Genomic DNA, 21,507 nt, shown 5'->3' with positions numbered 1-21,507 from the left:
CGTATTTCCCAGCCCCGGTTGCAGCGGCAGCCCGGAAAAAAAGACGCTTGTTGGAACCGCAACTGTGGTGGCGACTCTAGAAGCCCGCCGCAGTGCGTGTGAAAACAGCGTTTTTTTTGAGGACTACAGCGGAAAACGGGATTAGCTGCATAAAAAAACTTCAAAAAAAGCCGTCGCTTGGGTGCGGAGAAGCTTCTTTTGAAGTTGGTGTATGTAGTTTGCGCGACTTTTAAACCTCTTGATTTTTTATATCGCAGGTTCTAATCATCTTGCTATTTGGCTACTACTGATTTAAAATAGCGCGTGAAATCACAATTTTTTGGATTTCGGAAGTGCCTTCGTAAATCTGCGTAATCTTGGCGTCGCGCATGAGTCGTTCTACGTGGTACTCTTTCACGTAACCGTTTCCGCCGTGTACTTGAACGGCCTCGATCGTAGTATCCATGGCTACTTGCGATGCAAAAAGCTTGGCCATTGCGCCGCTGATGTCGTAATTTTCGTGCATATCTTTATCGTAAGCCGCTTTTAAACACAAGTGTCTGGCTGCCTCGATATTTACATACATGTCGGCCAATTTAAACGCGATAGCTTGATGCTGCGAAATTTCTTTTCCAAAAGCCTTGCGCTGTTTGCTGTACGCCAATGCTAATTCGTAAGCACCCGAAGCAATTCCCAAAGCCTGAGCAGCAATACCAATGCGCCCACCGGCCAAAGTTTTCATAGCGAATTTAAAGCCGAAACCTTCTTCGCCAATACGATTTGCCTTAGGTACTTTCACATCGGTAAACATCAACGAATGTGTATCAGAGCCGCGAATACCCAACTTTTGCTCTTTTAAACCAACCTCGAAACCAGGCATGTCTTTGGTCATAATCAGCGCATTAATTCCTTTGTGCTTTTTTTCTACATCGGTTTGTGCAATCACGATGTAAAAAGAAGCGGTATTTCCGTTGGTGATCCAGTTTTTAGTTCCGTTAACCAAATAGTGATCGCCCATATCGATGGCTGTTGTTTTTTGCGAAGTGGCGTCGCTACCTGCTTCTGGTTCCGACAAACAAAATGCACCGTGAATCTCGCCTGAGGCTAATCGCGGCAACCATTCTTGCTTTTGCTGTTCCGTTCCAAACTCCTGCAAGCCCCAGCAAACGAGTGAGTTGTTTACCGACATAACCACCGAAGCCGAAGCGTCGATCTTGGAAATTTCTTCCATCGCCAAAACATATGAAATGGTATCTAAGCCGCTGCCTCCGTATTTCGGATCGACCATCATACCCATAAAACCGAGTTCGCCCATTTTTTTTATTTGCTCATAGGGAAACTCTTGCTTTTCGTCGCGTTCGATAACTCCTGGTAAAAGTTCGGTCTGCGCAAAGTCGCGCGCAGCTTTTTGAATCATTAAATGTTCTTCAGATAATTGAAAATTCATAGGTTTTATACTTTTGGTCTTAAGAAAACGTTTTCGTGCGCCCAAATGTAGGTAATTAACACAAAATTTTTTATTGAACAGTCGCTAATTTTGCAGCATGCAAAAATCAATGTATTCGATTTTGGGTTTGATGTCGGGAACTTCGCTCGACGGACTCGATTTAGCCTTTGTTCAGTTCTCGCAGGAAAACTCCGTTTGGAGCTATCGCATTCAAGTTGCCGAAACTATTTCGTACAGCTCTGATTGGGTAAAAGAACTGTCGGAAGGCATTAATTTAGCTGAATCTGAACTCGCTTCGCTAAACGAGCGTTATACGGTTTTATTAGCCCATTTAGCTTTGGCATTTATCGAGAAACACCATCTAAAACCCGACGCCATTTGTAGTCACGGCCATACGATAAAGCACCAACCACAGTTAGGCTACACCTTGCAAATTGGAAATTTACCTCAACTGGCCGAATTATTGCCTTTTCCGATTGTGTGTGATTTTCGTGTGGGCGACGTAGCTTTAGGCGGACAAGGCGCACCTTTGGTTCCGATTGGCGACGAGCTGTTGTTTTCAAACTACGATTTTTGCTTGAATCTCGGCGGCTTTGCCAATGTATCTACAAACACCCAAGGTAACCGAATTGCCTTCGATATTTGTCCGGTAAATACCGTTTTGAACTATTTCGCCCAAAAGCTTGGCTTGGAATACGACGCGGGTGGCGCAGTTGCCGCTACGGGATTTGTACACAAAGAACTACTCGACAAATTAAACGCACTATCGTTTTACGAATCGGCGCACCCGAAATCGCTCGGAGTAGAGTTTGTTAATCGGGAAATCATGCCGATATTGACTGCGTATTCGCTGGCAATTCCCGATGTTTTGCGCACTTTCGTGGAACACATTAGCGACCAAATTTCGTTGCACATTAAACGTTTTGCTGGACGAAGTGTTTTGATAACGGGAGGTGGTGCTTATCACGAATTTTTAATTAGTCGGCTACGCGAATCACTACCCGAACATGAACTCACGGTTCCCGACGATTTGACGGTAGCATTTAAAGAAGCGCTTATTTTTGGTTTTTTGGGCGTTTTACGATTGCGAAACGAGGTAAATGTGCTGGCGTCGGTAACGGGCGCGCGGCACGATCATTCGAGTGGTGTGGTTTATAACAGTCAGCTCTTATAGCAAATTACTTCTGGAATTTTTTAATTAATCCTTGCGCTTTTTCGTAGAGGAAATCGCTGGGCGGGATGGTTTGGAGTTCAGCAACAGCTTTTTCGACTTGCTTTAGTTTAAAAAGCGATTCTGCTTTTCGGATGCGCAATACGGCTGAGTTAGGTAACTTTCGCAAACCGATTTCAGCCAAGGCAACGCAAGTGGCATAGCTTTTTGGATGTGCCGACAAATAATTGTAAATGAAGTAATTGAAATCGTTTTCCGAGAAGTTTTTCTTTAAAATTTCGACTTCTGCTGCTTCAAACTGCTGTTGTTCAATTAATTCGTTTAGTGTAAATTCATTATCGAGCATTCGTGGCATGTACGTTTGCTCCCAATCGTATTTCAAACCCGTAACATTTTTAGTATTCGAAATTTGAAACTGACCTTTTATGTTGTAATCTGAAAACACGATTTCATTGTCAGCAGTAAATACCACCGGAATTTCTTTTCCTGAATTAATCCGCTCCATTAAAAAACCATTGGATGCTGTCAGGTAAATTACCTCATTATCGCCTTTACGATAGCGACCAACATAGCGTTGCAATTCGGATTCAGATTTGCGAATCATTTTAACTGGTTCCGGTAGAAATTCCGGCCATTGATAAGCTTTTGCCACCGAGCGGCGCACTTCTGCTGCAAAGCCATTAAAATCGTCGCCACTATTGATCATAATCACCACACCTTTTCCCAATTTCAAACTTCCAAAGGCGTAAGTAACATAACCAGCATTTACACCTTGATGCTCAAAGTACTGTTGCCGACTGTCGGTGCGGCGCAGTAAAAATAAACCCGTTCCCGTTTGCTCGAGATAGGTTCCCGAACTCACCTCGGCAACAGGCTGCGTCATTGTTTCGAACGACTGGCGGCTCAAAATCTGAGATTCGTCCTTTTCCGCTTTCATCATTTCTGCCAAAATAGTGGCTAAGTCGGTTGCTGTGGAATTTAATCCCGCAGCTGCTAATTGCGGATACACATATTGTTCGGCAACAAACCACGGCGCGGCAGAATACCCAACAGCAACATTATTTGCTAACTCATTGTTTAACGGCTGCTGGAAATTTGTTCGTTGTAGCTTTAATTTATTGAAAACGTACTGATTTGCTAATGCTTCAAATGATTTTCCGGTTACTTCCATGGCAACTAATTGTGCAACCAAAGAACCGCCTCCACTGTAGCGAAACTTACCTACTTCCGAATTCTGCACCACCGGATTACAGCCCGTACCTGGTGCACCTGATAAGATTTCAACCAGACTGGGATAGGTGCTGCGACCATCGGTAAATCCAAAATACGACGACTGTGAAGTACCCGCAGTATGACTCAGGAGCATCCGTAAAGTGGCACTTGGATTCGCCATTTCGCTACTGCTTTTCAACTGCCACGACTTTAAGTACGAATTTACAGGTGTGTCTAAATCTAGTCTGCCTTCCTCGACTAAATTCATGATTACAATTCCTAAAATCATTTTAGAAACCGAACCAGCAGAAAAAATTGTTTGCTCATTAACTTTACGCTTTGAAAGCGTGTCGGCATATCCATAAGATTTGCTCCAAGCCACCTTGTAATTGTCGATAACAGCTATCGATGCTCCTGGGATTTTGTGAAAGTCCATGCGCTCGTGTAGATTCCATTTTGGAAAATTTTCTACAGGAACATAAGGAATCAAACTCGATTCAACTTCTTTGATTTTCTTGATTTGTGCCGTACTTTGATCAAAACAAATAACTGCCAACGACAAAAGGATGGTTTTTAAAACGAAACGTGACATAAAGATATTTTTGAGCAAAAGTGACAGTTTATAAAGTGTCGAGCGCTTCAATTTATGATTTGGCACTACTTTTTGAGATTGTTTGCGCTACAAATTGACTTGGCGTAAGACCTGTATGCTTTTTAAAAACGCGATTGAAAGTAGATTTGGAACTAAACCCACATTCTAACTCTAAACCCAAAAAAGTGAGTTCGGTTGTTTTTCCTTGTGAGACGTGCGTTTTGAAATGTGTGATTCGTTTCGCATTGATGTAATCGTTGAAATTATAACCACTGTGTTGATTAATAGCCGCCGATAAATAGGTGCTATTGGTTTGCAGTTTTTGCGCCAAAATGGGTAAAGTGGCTCGTTCGTCCAAAAACAACAAATGCTGATTCATTAAGCTGTCGAATGCTTCAAACTGTTGCCGGTTTACAAGCGTAGTATTTTCAATCGTTTCCGTACGAACAGTTTCGTCTCTAATCGCTTGAATACCGAGTAATAAAACTTGATTTCGAAACAAATATGCTTTCACGGCAATGAGTAACAGTAAAACCGCAAATACAAGATAGTAGTATCCGTGAATGAAGTAAAACGTGTAGTCTGGAAAAAAAATGAGATAGATCAATTTGCAAACTTGAATGATCGTTAAAATTAACAAGAATTGACTAATCCATTTGATGCGTAGCTCTTCAACAAACGAAACAACATTTTCGAGTGAATTTTTGAATTTCAGCACATGCCTTATACTGAATATTAAATAAATACACACCGAAATAAAACCACTTATTTGATACCACGAATCGAGTTCTCGGTCCCAACCATCGGCATAAAACTCAGGGTCGTTTCGCAACACGACGTCTGAGATAAACATCCACAATGTTAAAAGCGCGTACAAAAAGGCAGGCAAAAAGTGTAGTTTTGAAAACTTGGGTAAATGAGGCGTTGGAAACTGTTTCTGCACATATAATAAAACCAAAGGTCCTAATGCATACAGATGTTGAAACGGCACATAAAACATGAATGTTCGATACGGCTCAAAGATGTACCAACCCGCGTATCCCAACATCCACGGGGCAAAGTACAAACATCCTAAAACGAGAAAAGCCGAAAGTAGTCGACCGGAATCGTCGGGTCTATTTTTCGACTTTACAAACAAAAGCGTAGCTAAAACCGTAATCAGAAAAAAGATTACAAGCAGTGCTACGCTATAAAAAGTGATACTGTATTGCAAAAGTTACTTCCTACAAAAACGTAGCCTCCGAACTAATAGGCACCTGAAGTGCTTTTGAGATAATGCAATTCTTTTCGGCATCTTTAACTACGGCTTCAAATTCTTCGGCAGTAATGCCCGGCACCTTTCCAGAAATTACCAAATGAATGGCAGTAACCTCTAACTTTTGCATATCGAGATCTAAAATCGCTTCGGTATCTAAACTTTCAGCAACAATTCCTTTTGCTGTTAGGATTGCTCCAACGGCCATCGTAAAACAACCTGCATGCGCTGCTGCAAGTAATTCTTCAGGATTTGTTCCGGCACCCGATTCAAATCGCGTCTTAAAAGAATATTGCGTGTTGTCTAAAATTGTGCTTGGAGTTGAGAGCGTTCCAGCTCCCGTTTTTAAATCGCCAGACCAGTGGGCTTTTGCGGTACGTTTCATAATCAAAAATATTTACTGGTAAAGATACGCGAGTTGGTGTAGAAAATGGTAGGTGCTATTTGAAATTATGGTTAAAGAATGGATGAAATACCATCGGAAAAAGTTTTCACTTTCACCCCTACCTTCATTTCACTAGAAAATGTACTTTTACACGCCCAAAAAAACGATTTCGTAACGGGCGTGTATTACAAAAAATCGCATGAAAGAGCTACTCAAAAAATTCGAAAACAAAGAACCTGAAATTGTATTCCATTGGAAAGATCCTGAAACCGAAGCCGAAGGTTGGACCGTAATCAACTCACTTCGTGGTGGTGCTGCCGGCGGTGGAACCAGAATGCGAAAAGGGCTCGATATGAACGAAGTACTCTCACTTGCTAAAACCATGGAAGTTAAATTCTCGGTCTCTGGCCCAGCTATCGGTGGCGCCAAATCGGGCATCAACTTCGATCCAGCCGATCCACGAAAACAAGGTGTGCTACAACGCTGGTATAAAGCTGTGGCGCCGCTGCTCAAAAGCTATTACGGAACCGGGGGCGACCTCAACGTCGATGAAATTCACGAAGTGATACCCATGACCGAAGATTGCGGGGTGTGGCATCCACAAGAAGGTGTTTTTAACGGCCATTTCAAACCTACCGAAGCCGATAAAATTAACCGCATCGGGCAATTGCGCCAAGGTGTCGTTAAAGTTATCGAAGACGCGCAGTTTACTCCCGATATCTACCGAAAATATACTGTGGCCGATATGATTACAGGCTACGGAGTAGCGCAAGCAGTGAAACATTTTTACGAACTTTCAGGAGAATCGGTTGCCAAGAAGCGCGCCATCGTTCAAGGTTTCGGAAATGTGGGTTCGGCAGCCGCCTTCTATCTTGCGCAAATGGGCGCTTCTGTCGTTGGGATTATCGACCGCAACGGAGGCGTAATCAACGAAAACGGCTTCTCTTTCGAAGAAATTACCCAATTTTTTCTCAATAAAAACGGCAATCAGCTGGTGGCCGACAACATGCTAAGCTTCGAAGAAATTAACGCAAAAATCTGGACAGTTGGCGCCGAAATTTTCGCTCCTTGTGCCGCATCACGCCTGATAACTCAGGAGCAAATCGACCAACTTATTACCAGTGGCTTAGAGGTGGTTTCTTGTGGTGCCAATGTGCCGTTTGCCGATAAAGAAATTTTCTTCGGCCCCATTATGGAAAACGTCGACAGCCGCATTTCACTAATCCCCGATTTTATCAGCAACTGCGGTATGGCGCGCGTTTTCGCCTATTTCATGGAGCGTCGCGTTGCCATGAGCGACACCGCTATTTTTAACGATACGTCGAGCATCATCAAAACGGCAATAGCAAACATCAAAGCAGAAAATTCGGGGAAAACAGGCATTAGCGCCACCGCTTTCGAAATTGCTTTGCGACAATTGGTTTAGTTTTTTTGGGCAGCATTTCCGGCTTTCGGCTTTATCTTTTTGCTCTGCTGCGCGCCTCAAAAAGGATATCGCCTCTATCCGGGCTGCGGCAATCGTTACCAAAATGAATTTTACAATTTATTTTTGGTATTTTCGTTATCATTAAAACGCTTCGGGCATGACCACCAACGAATACAATCACAATAAAGAATCCTTTATAGCAACGACAGTGCTTTTTGCATTGCTTTTGCTCGGTTTGTATTTCTTTAAATTCAGCAATACTACCAACCTGCTCGAATTCGAAGGCGGTGGCGGTGGCGGCGATGTGGCTGTTAACTTCGGTGATAGTGAATTCGGACGCGGCGACAATTACGATGCCGTTGATCTTTCTGCAGCAGCGCCTCAACCCAAAGCTACGGAAGTACAAGAAGAAGAAATTATTGCCACCGAAGATGATGCTGCCGATGTTCCGGCAGTAACTACAACTGCAAAACCGAAAGAGAAAGAAAAAGAAAAACCCAAAGAAAAAGTTGTTGAGCCTGTAAAACCAAAACCCAACCAAGCTGCCAACGACGCTATGGCGAGTTTACTCGGTGGTAAAGGGAAAAGCGGCGACGGCAACGACAAACAAGGCGGAAACAAAGGAAAACAAAACGGCGATCCGAATGCCTCAGGCTACTACGGAGGCGGCGGTTCGGGAACCGGATCTGGCGGCGGAAACGGCAGCGGACAAGGTGTTGGAAGCGGCTCAGGCTACGGATCAGGTTCTGGAAATGGACGTGGAAGCGGTGTTGGAAATTACACACTCGCCGGTCGTAAAGCACTTTCAATTCCAAATCCGAAATATACTTGCAACGAAGAAGGAACGGTAGTTTGCGAAATAACCGTCGACAATTCAGGTAAAGTAATTGGTGTGGTTGCGGGAATTCGAGGCAGTACCAATGTGGCAAAATGTTTACTCGACCAAGCAAAAGCCGCCGCTCAAAATGCACGCTTCGATGCAAAAGACGATGCACCCGGAAAGCAAGTCGGAAAAATAGTTTACAACTTCAAACTCAATTAAGTGACCTATTCGGAAGCGGTACAGTGGCTGTTTTCCCAACTGCCCATGTTTCAACGCATTGGTGCAGCCGCATACAAAGCCAATCTCGATAATATTCTGGCGTTTGCAAAACACTTAAATCATCCCGAAAAAAAACTTAAATGCATTCACATTGCCGGAACCAACGGCAAAGGCAGTACCTCGAACATGACGGCTGCCATCTTGCAACAACACGGATTTAAAGTAGGACTTTACACCTCACCACACTTAAAAGATTACCGCGAACGTATTCGAATTAACGGTGAAATGATTTCTGAAGACGACGTTGTGGCGTTTGTCTCAAAAAACAAAACATTCATGCAAGAGCAACAATTAAGCTTTTTCGAAATGACCGTAGGCTTAGCCTTTGATTACTTCGCTAAACAAAACGTAGATTATGCCGTAATTGAAGTGGGTATGGGCGGCCGACTAGATGCCACTAATATCATCTCACCACTGGTTACTGCCATTACAAACATCAGTTTCGATCACACGCAGTTTCTAGGCGATACACTTGAAAAAATTGCCATCGAAAAGGCGGGAATCATCAAAAACAACACGCCTTTATTCGTTGGAAGAAAGCAAATAGAGACTGCTGGAGCATTTGAGAAAATTGCTGCAGACCGTCAAGCAGAAATTCATTACGTGCAAACCGATACGGTTTCGAAATACAAACTACAGCTGCAAGGAAATTACCAACCTGAAAATGCAGCCTTGGCATTAGCAATCTGTAAAGAAGTGGCTCGAATCGAGCATTTCGAACTACGAGAGCAGGAAATCGCAACTGCATTTGCAAACGTTCAAGAAATCACGGGATTTCAAGGACGTTGGCAAATTCTCGCGCAAAATCCGCTAACCATAGCCGATACGGCTCACAACTCCGACGGATTACAACGCACGTTAGAGCAAGTTCTGCAACAAAACTACGACCAACTACATATTGTTCTTGGCGTAGTAGCCGATAAAGATTTACCTTCTATTTTACCCTTTTTTCCAAAATCGGCTACCTACTATTTCGCCAAACCAGACATACCACGCGGATTAGCTGCGGCAGATTTACAAAAAATAGCAGCAAGCTTCGATTTAATTGGAAAAATCTACAATTCGGTTCCCGAAGCTTATGCAGCTGCAAAACAACAATGTAGCGCTACCGATTTGATTTTTATTGGTGGCAGCACCTTCGTGGTTGCCGAAATTTTATAGAAATACGCGATTTTTATTTGCAGGATTAAAATCTTAGCCTATATTTGCACTCGCAAAAGCGTTATGGCGCAGCTGCAAAACAAGGGCGATTAGCTCAGCTGGTTCAGAGCACCTCGTTTACACCGAGGGGGTCGGGGGTTCGAACCCCTCATCGCCCACCACAAAGGACAAAGAAGTTTTAACTCTTTGTCCTTTTTTTATGCTTGTGTGTTTCGCTGCAACTGTTGAAATTTACCCTCGAAAAGAGCAGCCTTCAATTCTCATACATTACAATTGTTTTCCTTAATGAATTTTCTTCCTTCGACAAGCTTTATCCGCAGCCTGCACAAAGCATTCTTAATCGTACTTATTTGCAGCAGCACTTTACTGGGTCACGCACAGGAACTAACCGAAGAAGAAAATAAACAAACTCGTCGCATTCAGGAACTGCTCGTTACAGCGCCCGAGAAAGCTAAAGAAGAAGCAAAAAAGCTGTCGCAGTCTGCAAGTCCGTTTGCGCGCTATTGCGGCCAATACTACACCGCGAATTACTACTACGTAAAATCGAATTACGATGAATCGAAAAAAATACTAACTGCGCTTTTAAAAGAAATCGACCGTAACCCATCGTTAAGTAAGCAGAAAAATTACCAAGACTTGATGGGAATGTGCGTCAACAAATTGTTCTATCTCTATAAAAATGTCGGCGCATACAATCAGGCTTTGGTTTTAATGACGACTTACAAGGATAAAATTCCGAACGACCGCTACGAGCAGCAACTTGGAATTTTAAAGATTGCCATGGGCGAATATAAAGAAGGAATTGCTTTATTGAAGAACGATTTGCGGGCATTTAAAGACGTCGACTTAGGCGTAGCTGAACGAAAGGAAATGCACAATAAGCTTGTTGCAGATCGCTACAACGAAATTGGAGAAGCATATCAAAAATATTACGTTAGCAACCAGCAAAACAAGCATCTAGATTCAGCTAATGTGTATTTCCAAAAAGCGGCCAAGATCATGCTTGACGAACCTTCGCAAGCCGATTTTACCCGCGCTCTACTAAATATGCACCAAGCGAAAAGCGCTGCATTAAAAGGCGACTACCAAACTGCGCTGCGATTTTATCAACGCAGAGACGCCTATCCAGAAATCAACAAGAATTTACGCACTGTTCAAATTTTTGATTTGGGCATGGCCGATTGCTATTTCCATCTAAAACAACCCGACTCGTCTATCTATTATGCCAAAGCATTCGTCAGAAATTATCAGCAAACGAAAGTATCCAAAGAGAATCTGCTTCTAGCTTATTCCCTACTTTCTAAAAGCTATAGCGAAAAGAAAAATACCGAACAAGCGTACAACTATGCGCAGAAAAGTCTAGCACTTATTGAAGAATTAGATCGAATCAAAAGTAAGTCGGTCGACTTTCTACACAACTATACGGTTTCCACAATTAGAAAAGAAGCCGATTCGATTTTAAACCGGCAATTTACATTTTTGGGAATAATGATCGGACTGGTTCTGGCTTTAGGGATTGTATTTTGGATGTTTTATCGCTACTCAAAAAAACAAAAAGACAAGCACAAGCGATTTCTCTCTATCATACAAAGATTAAAGGAGCCAAAACCAATTGAACCGATAACTACAATTTCGATTACCGAAGATTCGTCAACGAAAATAATGGATGATGAATTGATTGACAAAATTAAGACGGGACTGGAAAAATTGGAGCGTAGTGAAACTTTTCTCAAATCGGAATTCAAATTAGCCTTTGTGGCAAAAAAGTTAAATACGAACACGGCGTATTTATCACAGTACTTGAATCAGGTTTTAGGAAAATCATTTTCGGATTACACACAAGAACTTCGAATAAACTTTGTGTTGCGAAAGCTGAGTAATTCTCCTCAGTTTCGGAACTTCACTTTACAGGCTATCGCCGAAGAAGTAGGCTATAAAGACGCTACCACATTCGTAAAAGTGTTTAAAAAGCACACTGGACTTTCGCCGAACTACTATATCCAACATCTACAAGAAAAAGACCTGTAAGCCAGCAAATTAAGCCATTATAACCGTAAGGGTTTTTATAAAATCTCCAATACTTTAATTGTTCGATTAAAGCCACAATGGTAGTTTTACTTCCAGAAAGCCATGAGTATTAAAACGACCAGACTTCCATTTACATCTTATCCCAACAAAACGAACACGTATTTTGACTTCATTTTTTCTTAAAACAAAAACCACTACAGCAAATTCTTAAGGTCATTTTAAAACTTACAGAACACAAAATCTAAAAACTTAATCAACTAAATACAATTCATGAAGAAACTCTATTCCGCGCTTTTACTTTTAATTTCGATAACCTTATGTGCACAAACGTACACGTTTACCACTTTCAACACCAACAATTCGGGTATCGCATCCAACAATGTAAACGATTTTGAGAGATCTGCCTCTGGAACCCTCTGGATTACTACCAATAACGGCCTTTCAAGAATGATTGGCAACTCGTTTACAAACTACAATACATCAAATTCTAGCATCGGTACCGACATGTTGAAAGACGTAGCGGTAGCTGGCAGCACTATATGGATTTCTACCTACGGAAACGGCATAATTCGCTACAACGGAACCACCTTTACAAATTACAATACCAATAACCCGAACATGCCTAACAATTCGGCTACGAGCATTGCAACCGACGGCTCCGGGAACTTTTGGATGGGATCAGCGTCGGGACTAAGTAGATTCAATGGTACTTCGTGGACAACCTACAACACGTCGAATTCGCAATTGATTTCAAACAACGTAACTTCGATTGCAGTCGATGCCAACAACAATGTTTGGATTGCTGCCGACGGTATGTTGCAACGATTTAATGGCACTACCTTTACAAGCATCACCGACGGCGTTTCTAAAATTCTTAAAGTTACAACTGCTGGTCTTTATGTAAGTACTGGCGATGGTCTAGGAATTATTGTAAACAACGACTACACTAATATTTATTGGACGAATAACTCCTGTTTGGCGAGTTGTAATGTAAATGCACTGGGCATTGATGAAACCAATAAAGTATGGCTTGGGCTCGACAATTGTGGAAACTCACCCGGTGGCGTTCAAAACTTCACGAACTGCGTTACTTATTCAACATCAAATTCAGCCTTACCTGACAACAGCATCACTTCGATTAACGTAATTGATTCGAATGTAATTTGGGTCGGAACTTTGGAAGGTGGTTTGGTGCGCATGAACCAAACAGATGGACCGATATGCGCCGCGCCAACTGGTTTAAACGTGGCACAGTTTGGACAATCTTCAGCTTATTTGGCATGGACATCGGCAAACCCGGCTCCTGCCAATGGGTACATTTATCGCTACAGCACAACAAACAATGTAACTGGCGCTACAGAAAGCAGTACCTCGCAAACTGGCGCAGGAATCGACCAATTGCAACCAAACACAACGTACTATTGGTGGGTAGCTTCTGCCTGCGAGCCCATAACTTGGGTATCAGGAGGTAGTTTTACCACCGCACCGCTTCCCGGATGTACAACTGCAAACTATGGTTTGTTTCCCGCGGCAACATATACGCCAGGCTGCAGCGGTACTGCCGAGTTAATTGCTTCAAATGCGTGGGCAGGCGAGTATACCAATGTCAATATTTTAGCCGACAAGCAATATATCTTCTCTAGTTCTGTAGCTACAGACTACATAACAATTACCAATGCTAATGCAACGGTTATTTATACGAGTGGTCCAACGCCCTTAACTTGGACGCCAAGCAACATTTCAGGCGTAATTCGTTACTTCTTACATACAAACTCTAACTGCGAAAGCCAAAACACGAATCGAATACGATACATTACTTGTTCTAATATTGTGGCAAACTGCGGCGCACCGACCGGATTATCAGCTACAAATATTACATCCAATTCAAGTAGAATAAATTGGAGTGCACCCACCACCGCACCCGCTTCTTACGACCTTTACATTGCAACGAGCAGTACTGCACCGGGAGCAAATACGGCAGCTAATGTAACTAGCGCTATTGTGGGCATCGATGTTTTGAGCGGTTTAGCTGCATCAACTATTTACTACTTCTGGATTCGATCAAATTGCGGGGCTTCAAAAAGTGCTTGGGTTTCGGGTGGAAGTTTTACTACAAATGCCGCACTGAACTGCAACGGCGCTAGCAACGGTTTATTTCCCGAAGCAATTTTTACACCTGCCTGTACCGGCAATTTTGAAACTATTGTTACAAATGCTTATGGAGGAGAGTATACGCACGTAAGTGTGGTTGCCAATAAACAATACACCTTCAGCAGTTCCGTTGCAACCGACTATATTACCATAACCAATCTAGCTGGAACCGTTGCTTTAGCGAGCGGAACTACACCAGTTATTTGGAACTCAGGAAGCACTTCTGGCGTTATCAGATACTTTTTGCACTCTCAAAATTGCGGCAGCGAAACTGTACCAAGAGTTCGTTCTATCAAGTGTATTGACGCACAAACGACAGCCTGTCCACCACCGTCAGCTGTAATTGGCCAGAATATAACATCAAATTCATTCCTAATCAAATGGACTGCACCTGTGAATGAACCAACTATTTACGAAGTTTATGTATCAGTTTCAAGTACAGCACCAACGGCTACAACAACCGCTACAGTTTCAACGAATAATATACTAACAACTTTCGAAAACGCACAGCCCGCTACAACTTACTACTTTTGGGTACGCTCAAACTGCAATATCAATAAAAGTAGTTGGATAGCTGGTGGAAGTGTAACCACACTAAATGCTCTAAGTTGTAATGGAGCTCTATACGGCTTATTTCCAAACGAAACGTATACGCCTGATTGTACGGGAGTTAATGAGCAAATTGTTACTAACGCTTGGGCTGGCGAGTACACTAATGTAAATGTTACAGCCAACAAGCAATATACCTTTTCAAGTTCTGTTACAACCGACTTCATAACTATAACAAACACTGCGGGAACTATCGTTTATGCCAGCGGACAGACACCAGTAAGTTGGAGTTCGGGTAACCTTACTGGAATAATTCGTTTTTACATTCATACCAATGCAAATTGTGGCAATCAACCTACGTCAAGAACACGTTTTATTTCCTGTACAAATCCAGTAGTTGTAAATTGTGGGATGCCAGGAACACCTGTTGTTTCTAACATTACCTCGAATTCGTGTCGCATAGCTTGGACTGCTCCAGATGTTGCGCCTTCCAATTACGAAGTGTACATCAGTACCAGCAATGCATGGCCAGAATTCAACGCTAATCCCGTAGCTTCGCCAATGAGCGCAATCTTGAATTACTACAGTTTCTTAGACGCCTCGACAACCTATTATTATTGGGTTAGGTCGGTTTGCGGGACTACCCAAAGCGATTGGTCTATCGGCGGAAGCTTTACCACACTTGCCGCGTTAACTTGTAATGGTGCATATTTCGGATTGTATCCAGAAGATACAGTAGTGCTTCAAAATTCAGGAGCTATCGAAGCCGTGGCTTATCAATCGTATGCGGGGCAGTACTCAAACGTAACTTTAGGAGCAAACAAGCAATATCAGTTTACTAGCTCAGTAGCAACCGATTTCATTACCATTACCAACCAAGCGGGAACCATTGTTCTGGCAAGCGGGCAAACTCCACTTAATTACGCTACCGGCAACTCAGTTGTTAATGTTCGCTATTATTTGCACGCCAATACCACTTGCGACCCAGACGACATGCCACGCGATAAATTTGCAAAAGCAAGTACACTAGGTTTGGATGACACTGCGGCAATCAATCGTTTTAAAGTGTATCCGAATCCAACTGCTGGCCAATTTAATGTCGACACCGGAACTGTTATTGCTGATAAAATTGAAATTTTCGACCATGTTGGCAGAATAATCCTTACGCAGCTTACTTCTTCAACCAAAACAACTTTAACGTTGAACGGACTTTCAGATGGTGTTTATCTTATCAAGATATATTCGCAAGACAAAACAGCAGTCGAGAAATTAGTTCTAAAAAAGAATTAACTTCTTATGTAATATGCAACTACAAAAGCCGCTTCAGTATTTGAGGCGGCTTTTTTGTTTGCTTGCATCCGGTTGATCTTGAAATTAGTTGTGTGATCCTTGGTTGAGATCTTCGCATAAAAAACCTTTAAGATTTTATTAACTTTTTTTAAAAATTCCTTTTGACGTTATATATTAGCATTAAAATTCAAACCTTGAGAAATCTCTTCACTACGATTTTCATCGCAACTTGCAGCCTCGTATTGGCGCAGAAGAACATTGATCCGACCCCAGAAGAAATAGCGCTTGCCGTTAAATGGCGGGGAAAACACCCAACTGTTGATCTGTTGGAGCGCAATTACCGAGAAAAGGTCACATTTTTTGACAACGCTAACTCGGATGGTGTAGGCGTGTTGAACGAGATAAAAGCAAACCTGATGTCGCTTAGCAAGCGTTTAGACATGGCATACTCGGAAGGTTACGATCAAGAATCTGCGGTTGAAGTTTTTAAAATCTTGCATCGCAATGGAAAAAGCACTCGATTCGAAATACGGGACGAATATTATAAATCAGATGGTCTTTTTTATAACGATTTTCGTGTAAAATGGGCTCAAATCGATTTCCCCGTTCAGGGCTATAACTACCTTGTCGAAACTGCCACGCGCTACAAAGACGCCAGATACTTTAGTAAAGTATATCTCAGCGGATTAGGCTTGCGAGCTAACTTTGAATTAGAATTTATAATTCCTAAAAACATAGAAATCAGTTTACTCGAATACAATTTTCCTGAAAATCAGATTCAAAAGAAAGAAACTGTTGACGAACAAGGCAATAGACATATACTGTATTCGGCCGCGGAAATTCTACCCAGAATAAACGAAGATGATGCTCCTGGCGACAGTTACTTATTTCCGCACATAATTCCTGTAGTAAAAGCAATTACAAAGAATGGAGTTCGCAAAGCTTTATTTGAAAATGGCGATGCTGTGTATGCTTGGAATAAATCGATGATAGAACTCACTGAAAATAAGCCGAAAGAACTAAAACCTTTTGTTGATGATTTGGTGAAAGGCTTAACAAAGGATGAAGACAAGATAAAAAAAATGTACTACTGGGTTCAAGACAACATTCGATACATTGCTTTTGAAGATGGCATTGCCGGATTCAAACCCGATGAAGCACAAAACGTCTTTAACAAACGTTATGGCGACTGCAAGGGAATGGCAAACCTACTCGCGGAAATGCTAAAACTACAAGGATACGACGCCAGGCTTGCATGGATTGGTACAGATCACATCGCTTATAAAGCCGATTTACCTGCACTAGCAGCGTTTAACCACATGATCTGCTATCTTAAAATAAACAACAAAGAGTATTTCCTCGATGGAACGGAAAGCTATACTGGCCTCGGACTTAATGCGAGTCGTATCCAAGGAAAAGAAGTCCTCGTAGATGGCGGCGCTAAGCCGTTGCGAACTAAAGTACCCGTTTCAAATCACACAAACAACACCTCGATTTCGAAAGGTAATTTTAAAGTGGAAGGTGAAAAACTAGTTGGAAAAATGTCGCGAGCTTTTGACGGTGAAAGTCGTACAAATTTCTTTCAACAGTTTCATGCATTTGCAAACGACTTTAAATCAGAAAATTTGACCAACTACCTAAAACGTTATGATAAAAATATAGAGATTAAAGATTTGGTTTTTTCTGACCTAAACAATCGCGATCAAACACTAAAATTAGATTTCGAAGTAATCGCTTCAAACAAAGTAAATTCGTACGAGGGTGAGCTCTATGTTGAGTTTCCTTACGAGACCGAATTAAATCTAGAGCTCTTAAAAGATCGTAAATTACCTTTTGTCTTTGAAATTCTCGGAACTAGTAAAACCGAAGTAATCATTGAAAATCCTCCAGGCTACCAGTTGGTGAAATTGCCCGAGAGTTTTTCTGTAGCAAATGATATATTCGAAATTTCAGTAAAATTCACTCCGGTAACTTCAGGTGTAAAACTGGAATCTCAGTACATTATCAAACAAAAAACACTACCTACCAACCAGTTTAAGAACTACGAAGAAACCGCTAAAAAATACAATCAAAAAATTCGTCAAACGCTTACCTATAAAAAATGAATCCAAAAATCAAGTTCCTGATTACTGCACTAACCCTGATTGTAATTGCTCCAGTGAAAGCTCAGAAAAAAGAAGAAGTTAGAGACTTTTTCTGGGGAAATAGCAACAAAATTAAATACGACACTACTATACCTGAAAAGTACAAAGACGAATCAGCAGTAGTAATCAATAGATACGACTACTATGACTATAGTGAAGGATTTGGCAAAGTAAAATACACGGCGGCGGCTATGCGAACAGTAAAAATTCAAGACGCCGCAGCTCTAAAGTTATTTTCTGAATTTGAATTCTATCAAAACTTCCGCAAATCTTATGGCTTTTTCTCGTTAAGAGACAAAACGCTTTTCGGAGTGCGAATCATCAAACCAAACAAAAAAATTATTGAAATCGATACAGAAAAGGATAGTAAAGAAATTGATAATAAAAAAATTCTAGCCATACCCAATCTTGAAATTGGCGACATCATAGACTATTACTACTATACAACTTCCAGTTTTATAGCCCCAATTTACCATTACTTCGACCCAGAAGAGGAGACTTTATGCGAACGCTATCCTGTACTGAACTACAAATTAGCATTCAATACGGAAAATGATTTCTTCGTAAATTTCCAATCGATTAACGGAGCACCTCAATTAAAAAAAGTAGATACTGGAAAAAGTCGTGAGCGCCTATATGAACTTACAGCGACAGATATCCCTAAGGCAGATTATCCGAGATGGTTTTACCCACTCGTTGAGCTTCCAGGATATAAATTTCAAGTATGCCTAGCACAAAATAATACTGCAGAAGATCTCGTTTACTTTATCCATTCGGAAAAGGAGCGCGACATCAAAAGCTCAGTAACAAAAGAGGAAATCAGAACTTTCTTTAACAAACGAATCGTTCCTAATTCAAGTGTTGCAAGCAAGAAAAGTCTAAAAGGATTTTTAAATGGCGAAAACGACATCGATTATATACATGCCATTTTTAAACAAAACCGCTTTTATTTGGCTAAAAGTTACGATACTCGAATTGCTGAGGAAGCCAAAATAAACGTTCCGAAAAGTCTTTATTACGGGAGACCTAGCGATTTAGAGGTTTTATTGAATGCTATGCGTTATTGCCTGTCAAATGACATTCCCTATGATTTGATCATTGGATTACCTCGCTACGACGGCAAGATAGAAGACAACATCTTAGCTACAAACTTTAGAATTTTAATGCGTATAAATTTTAAAGAGCCTATGTATTTAAGCGGACTAACTCCATTTGCATTATACGATGGTATAGATCCGATACTTGAAGGCACCAAAGCATATATTTTCGCGCAAAAAGGATCAGGCAAACTGACAAGTATGACCGAAGAAATACTGCCGACTTCGACAGCAGAAGAAAACAAAGAAAATGTTCAACTAAAAATTACTCCCTCGTCCGATCTGCAAAGCTTTACGATCGAAGCTCGTAACTCATCGACCGGTCATCTAAAGCGAGAAAATCAATCAAATACGATTGCTTTTTACAACTTTATTCAGGAAGAATATGCTTCGGCACCTAAGCATCCATACGAAGACGCAGATAACGAAAAACGAAAAATGGAGCAGTTTGTAAAAGAAATGACCTCGCTTGTTGAAAAAAGAAAAGAAGAAGACAAAAAGGATTTACCTAAAGAAATAGGCGAAGAATTTGGGGCTACTGTCCTCGAAGCAGAACGAAAAATTGTAGAGTCTGCCCGAAACGATTTTAATACACCTTTTGTTTTTGATACAAAATTTAAAATTGGTGCCGACTTTGTCAAAAATGCTGGTGAAAACACAGTAATTGAAATCGGGAAATTTATTGGTCCTCCTGTTGAAATAGAGGAAAAAGAGCGAGTACGAAAAGCAAATGTTTACATGAGCTTTCCCAGAACATTTGAGAATGTGCTGACTTTCGAAATACCTACTGGTTATGAAGTAAAGGGACTTGAAAAGCTAAATAAAAAAGTAGAAAACGAGACAGGGGGCTTTACCAGTTCTGCAACTATCCAAGGCTCCACTTTAACCGTTAAAACAAAACGGTATTATTTACACAACTATGAAGCCGCATCGAACTGGCCTAAAATGCTTGCATTTCTAGATGCTGCCTTCCAGTTTAGCCAAGAAAAAATTCTACTTAAAAAGAAATAAATTTAAATCAAATACAATCTCAATTTTCTAAAAAGTTGCTCTTAGTGGCAACTTTTTTTGTCTCGTGTCCGATAATCTAAACGCCTAAAAGATGCAATTTGTGGGGAAAAAGATACGTAAATGATAAAAGCAACTCTGAAACTATCTATTCTTCTGCTCGATGTATTTCGACAAATACTTTGCGGCTGAAAATGCTTGCTGTCGTAAAATGTCACCAACCGGATTTCTTCGTCTGTGTAGCTCCAATTTAGCAATCACTTTATTCAATTGCTTGAAAAAGTCGTCGATGTATTGCGACGTGCCAAATTGCATCTCAAAATCCGACTGTAAATTCCGAGAAGCACGATTCCACAAATCAGCATCACTATACAAGGCTACGGCTTTCAATACAAAATTAGTATCGTCGTCGGCAGTAACTTCGTTTGGTTCCGTCAGTTCAAATCCTTCTACTCCAATAGCTGTGCTAACAAATGGAATTCCGTACAACATAGCTTCGTAAATTTTCCCTTTCAAACCGGCACCAAACGATAGCGGTGCAAGTAAAATTCGATGCGCTCTAAGCGTGTCCAAAGGCTTGTCGAATGCACCCGCTAAATGAAAACCTTGCTCTGGTGAATGATACTTTAGTAAGGCCTGCGGAACGTAATTGCCGTAAATAAACAGCTCGGCTTGCGGTAAACGCAGCTTAATTTCAGGCCAAATCCGTGCTAATGTATGAACCGCAGTCGTGTTAGGCTTATGACTGAGGTTGCCAATAAAGTAAAAATCGGCAGTGTTTTCAAACTGATTCGGCTCTGCCTGATAATTTTCCTGCCAAAAAGGAAGGTAAGCCAATAAATCACCTGAGATCTGTAGAAATTCCGATAAGTAACGCTGCTCAAACGACGAGATAATTAGGGACAAATCCGACCGATATATCGACGCTAACTCGCGATTTCTTACCTCTGCTACTTTCTCAGGATTTGACGTTTCATCGCGATCCGCACGCAAAAAATGTAAATCCTCCGTATCCAATACATGAATGATCGAAGCGCTGACTTCTCTAACGCGCCAAGAAAATTGCTCCTCCGTGTAATAGCGATCGTATACTACAACTCTCGGATCAAGCACTTTCACAAGTTCTTGAAAAGTACTCGAATTCAACGCAATCCTATGTGTAACAACTCCTTCTTGATGCAAATCGGCGCTTCTTTGCGTCGGTTCTGCAGCAGTAGCAAAATGTACTTCGTAGTTATGTATTGCGAAGGCACGCATCAACTGCAAAATCCTGTATCCTGCCGCCGATGAAGCTGGCTCCGGCCAAACTTGACCAATAAACAAAACCCTATTTGTCATACTGCGAATTTACTCGCAATAGGCGTAAAAAAGAATGATCTACTTAAATTTTAAAACAAGAAAAAACGCATGCTGTTCGAGTTGAAATACTGTTGCCTTAAAAGCTGTTTGTTTTAATTTTGGCAATCCGGTGCAGCGTTTTATAGTTGAAATTTGGTCGCTGCCCCGTCAC

Annotated in this window: 13 protein-coding genes and 1 tRNA gene; 9 read left to right on the top strand and 5 right to left on the bottom strand. The window is 41.4% G+C overall.

Going from position 1 to position 21,507, the window contains the following annotated elements; all coding sequences use genetic code 11:
* Positions 1-283: 283 nt before the first annotated feature.
* On the bottom strand, positions 284-1,426 hold the full coding sequence (locus tag ACOVQQ_RS00080) for an acyl-CoA dehydrogenase family protein (RefSeq protein WP_421816408.1): 1,143 nt from the start codon (positions 1,424-1,426) through the stop codon (positions 284-286).
* 97 nt (positions 1,427-1,523) lie between these two features.
* Here ACOVQQ_RS00080 and ACOVQQ_RS00075 point away from each other — a divergent pair, with 97 nt between their 5' ends.
* Complete coding sequence (locus ACOVQQ_RS00075) at positions 1,524-2,600, top strand: anhydro-N-acetylmuramic acid kinase (protein ID WP_421816407.1); 1,077 nt, start codon at positions 1,524-1,526, stop codon at positions 2,598-2,600.
* Between the two features lie 4 nt (positions 2,601-2,604).
* Here ACOVQQ_RS00075 and ACOVQQ_RS00070 read toward each other — a convergent pair whose 3' ends face one another.
* Genes ACOVQQ_RS00070 through ACOVQQ_RS00060 form a run of 3 tightly spaced genes read right to left on the bottom strand, consistent with a single transcriptional unit; the run spans position 2,605 to position 6,047 of the window.
* Positions 2,605-4,401: a serine hydrolase domain-containing protein gene (locus ACOVQQ_RS00070; protein WP_421816406.1), complete on the bottom strand. Its 1,797-nt coding sequence runs from the start codon at positions 4,399-4,401 to the stop codon at positions 2,605-2,607.
* A gap of 52 nt (positions 4,402-4,453) precedes the next feature.
* Positions 4,454-5,614, bottom strand: a complete 1,161-nt coding sequence (locus tag ACOVQQ_RS00065) for a helix-turn-helix domain-containing protein (RefSeq protein ID WP_421816405.1) — start codon at positions 5,612-5,614, stop codon at positions 4,454-4,456.
* A 10-nt stretch (positions 5,615-5,624) separates the two neighbouring features.
* Complete coding sequence (locus tag ACOVQQ_RS00060; RefSeq protein ID WP_421816404.1) at positions 5,625-6,047, bottom strand: OsmC family peroxiredoxin; 423 nt, start codon at positions 6,045-6,047, stop codon at positions 5,625-5,627.
* A 193-nt stretch (positions 6,048-6,240) separates the two neighbouring features.
* Between ACOVQQ_RS00060 and ACOVQQ_RS00055 the strand changes: the two genes are divergently transcribed.
* From ACOVQQ_RS00055 to ACOVQQ_RS00020, 8 genes are all read left to right on the top strand, one after another.
* On the top strand, positions 6,241-7,467 hold the full coding sequence (locus ACOVQQ_RS00055) for a Glu/Leu/Phe/Val dehydrogenase dimerization domain-containing protein (protein ID WP_421816403.1): 1,227 nt from the start codon (positions 6,241-6,243) through the stop codon (positions 7,465-7,467).
* A 157-nt stretch (positions 7,468-7,624) separates the two neighbouring features.
* Positions 7,625-8,509: an energy transducer TonB family protein gene (locus ACOVQQ_RS00050; RefSeq protein ID WP_421816402.1), complete on the top strand. Its 885-nt coding sequence runs from the start codon at positions 7,625-7,627 to the stop codon at positions 8,507-8,509.
* Positions 8,510-9,730 carry a bifunctional folylpolyglutamate synthase/dihydrofolate synthase gene (locus tag ACOVQQ_RS00045; RefSeq protein WP_421816401.1) on the top strand — a complete coding sequence of 407 codons (1,221 nt, stop codon included), beginning with the start codon at positions 8,510-8,512 and terminating at the stop codon, positions 9,728-9,730. It begins immediately after the preceding gene.
* Positions 9,731-9,813: 83 nt separating this feature from the next.
* Positions 9,814-9,891 (top strand) — tRNA-Val (locus ACOVQQ_RS00040).
* A 124-nt stretch (positions 9,892-10,015) separates the two neighbouring features.
* Positions 10,016-11,758 (top strand): helix-turn-helix domain-containing protein, encoded by a 1,743-nt coding sequence (locus ACOVQQ_RS00035; RefSeq protein ID WP_421816400.1) that lies wholly within the window; start codon positions 10,016-10,018, stop codon positions 11,756-11,758.
* A gap of 270 nt (positions 11,759-12,028) precedes the next feature.
* Positions 12,029-15,748 (top strand): fibronectin type III domain-containing protein, encoded by a 3,720-nt coding sequence (locus ACOVQQ_RS00030; RefSeq protein WP_421816399.1) that lies wholly within the window; start codon positions 12,029-12,031, stop codon positions 15,746-15,748.
* Between the two features lie 194 nt (positions 15,749-15,942).
* On the top strand, positions 15,943-17,853 hold the full coding sequence (locus tag ACOVQQ_RS00025; RefSeq protein ID WP_421816398.1) for a transglutaminase-like domain-containing protein: 1,911 nt from the start codon (positions 15,943-15,945) through the stop codon (positions 17,851-17,853).
* On the top strand, positions 17,850-20,000 hold the full coding sequence (locus ACOVQQ_RS00020) for a DUF3857 domain-containing protein (RefSeq protein ID WP_421816397.1): 2,151 nt from the start codon (positions 17,850-17,852) through the stop codon (positions 19,998-20,000). Before ACOVQQ_RS00025 ends, ACOVQQ_RS00020 begins: the two co-directional genes overlap by 4 nt.
* Positions 20,001-20,141: 141 nt before the next feature.
* Here ACOVQQ_RS00020 and ACOVQQ_RS00015 read toward each other — a convergent pair whose 3' ends face one another.
* Complete coding sequence (locus ACOVQQ_RS00015) at positions 20,142-21,335, bottom strand: glycosyltransferase family 4 protein (protein ID WP_421816396.1); 1,194 nt, start codon at positions 21,333-21,335, stop codon at positions 20,142-20,144.
* Positions 21,336-21,507: the final 172 nt, after the last annotated feature.

This window comes from Flavobacterium sp., from assembly GCF_049240005.1.
Lineage (GTDB): Bacteria > Bacteroidota > Bacteroidia > Flavobacteriales > Flavobacteriaceae > Flavobacterium.
The sequence above is the reverse complement of the archived record's forward strand: the minus strand, read 5'-3'. Positions and strand labels throughout refer to the sequence as shown.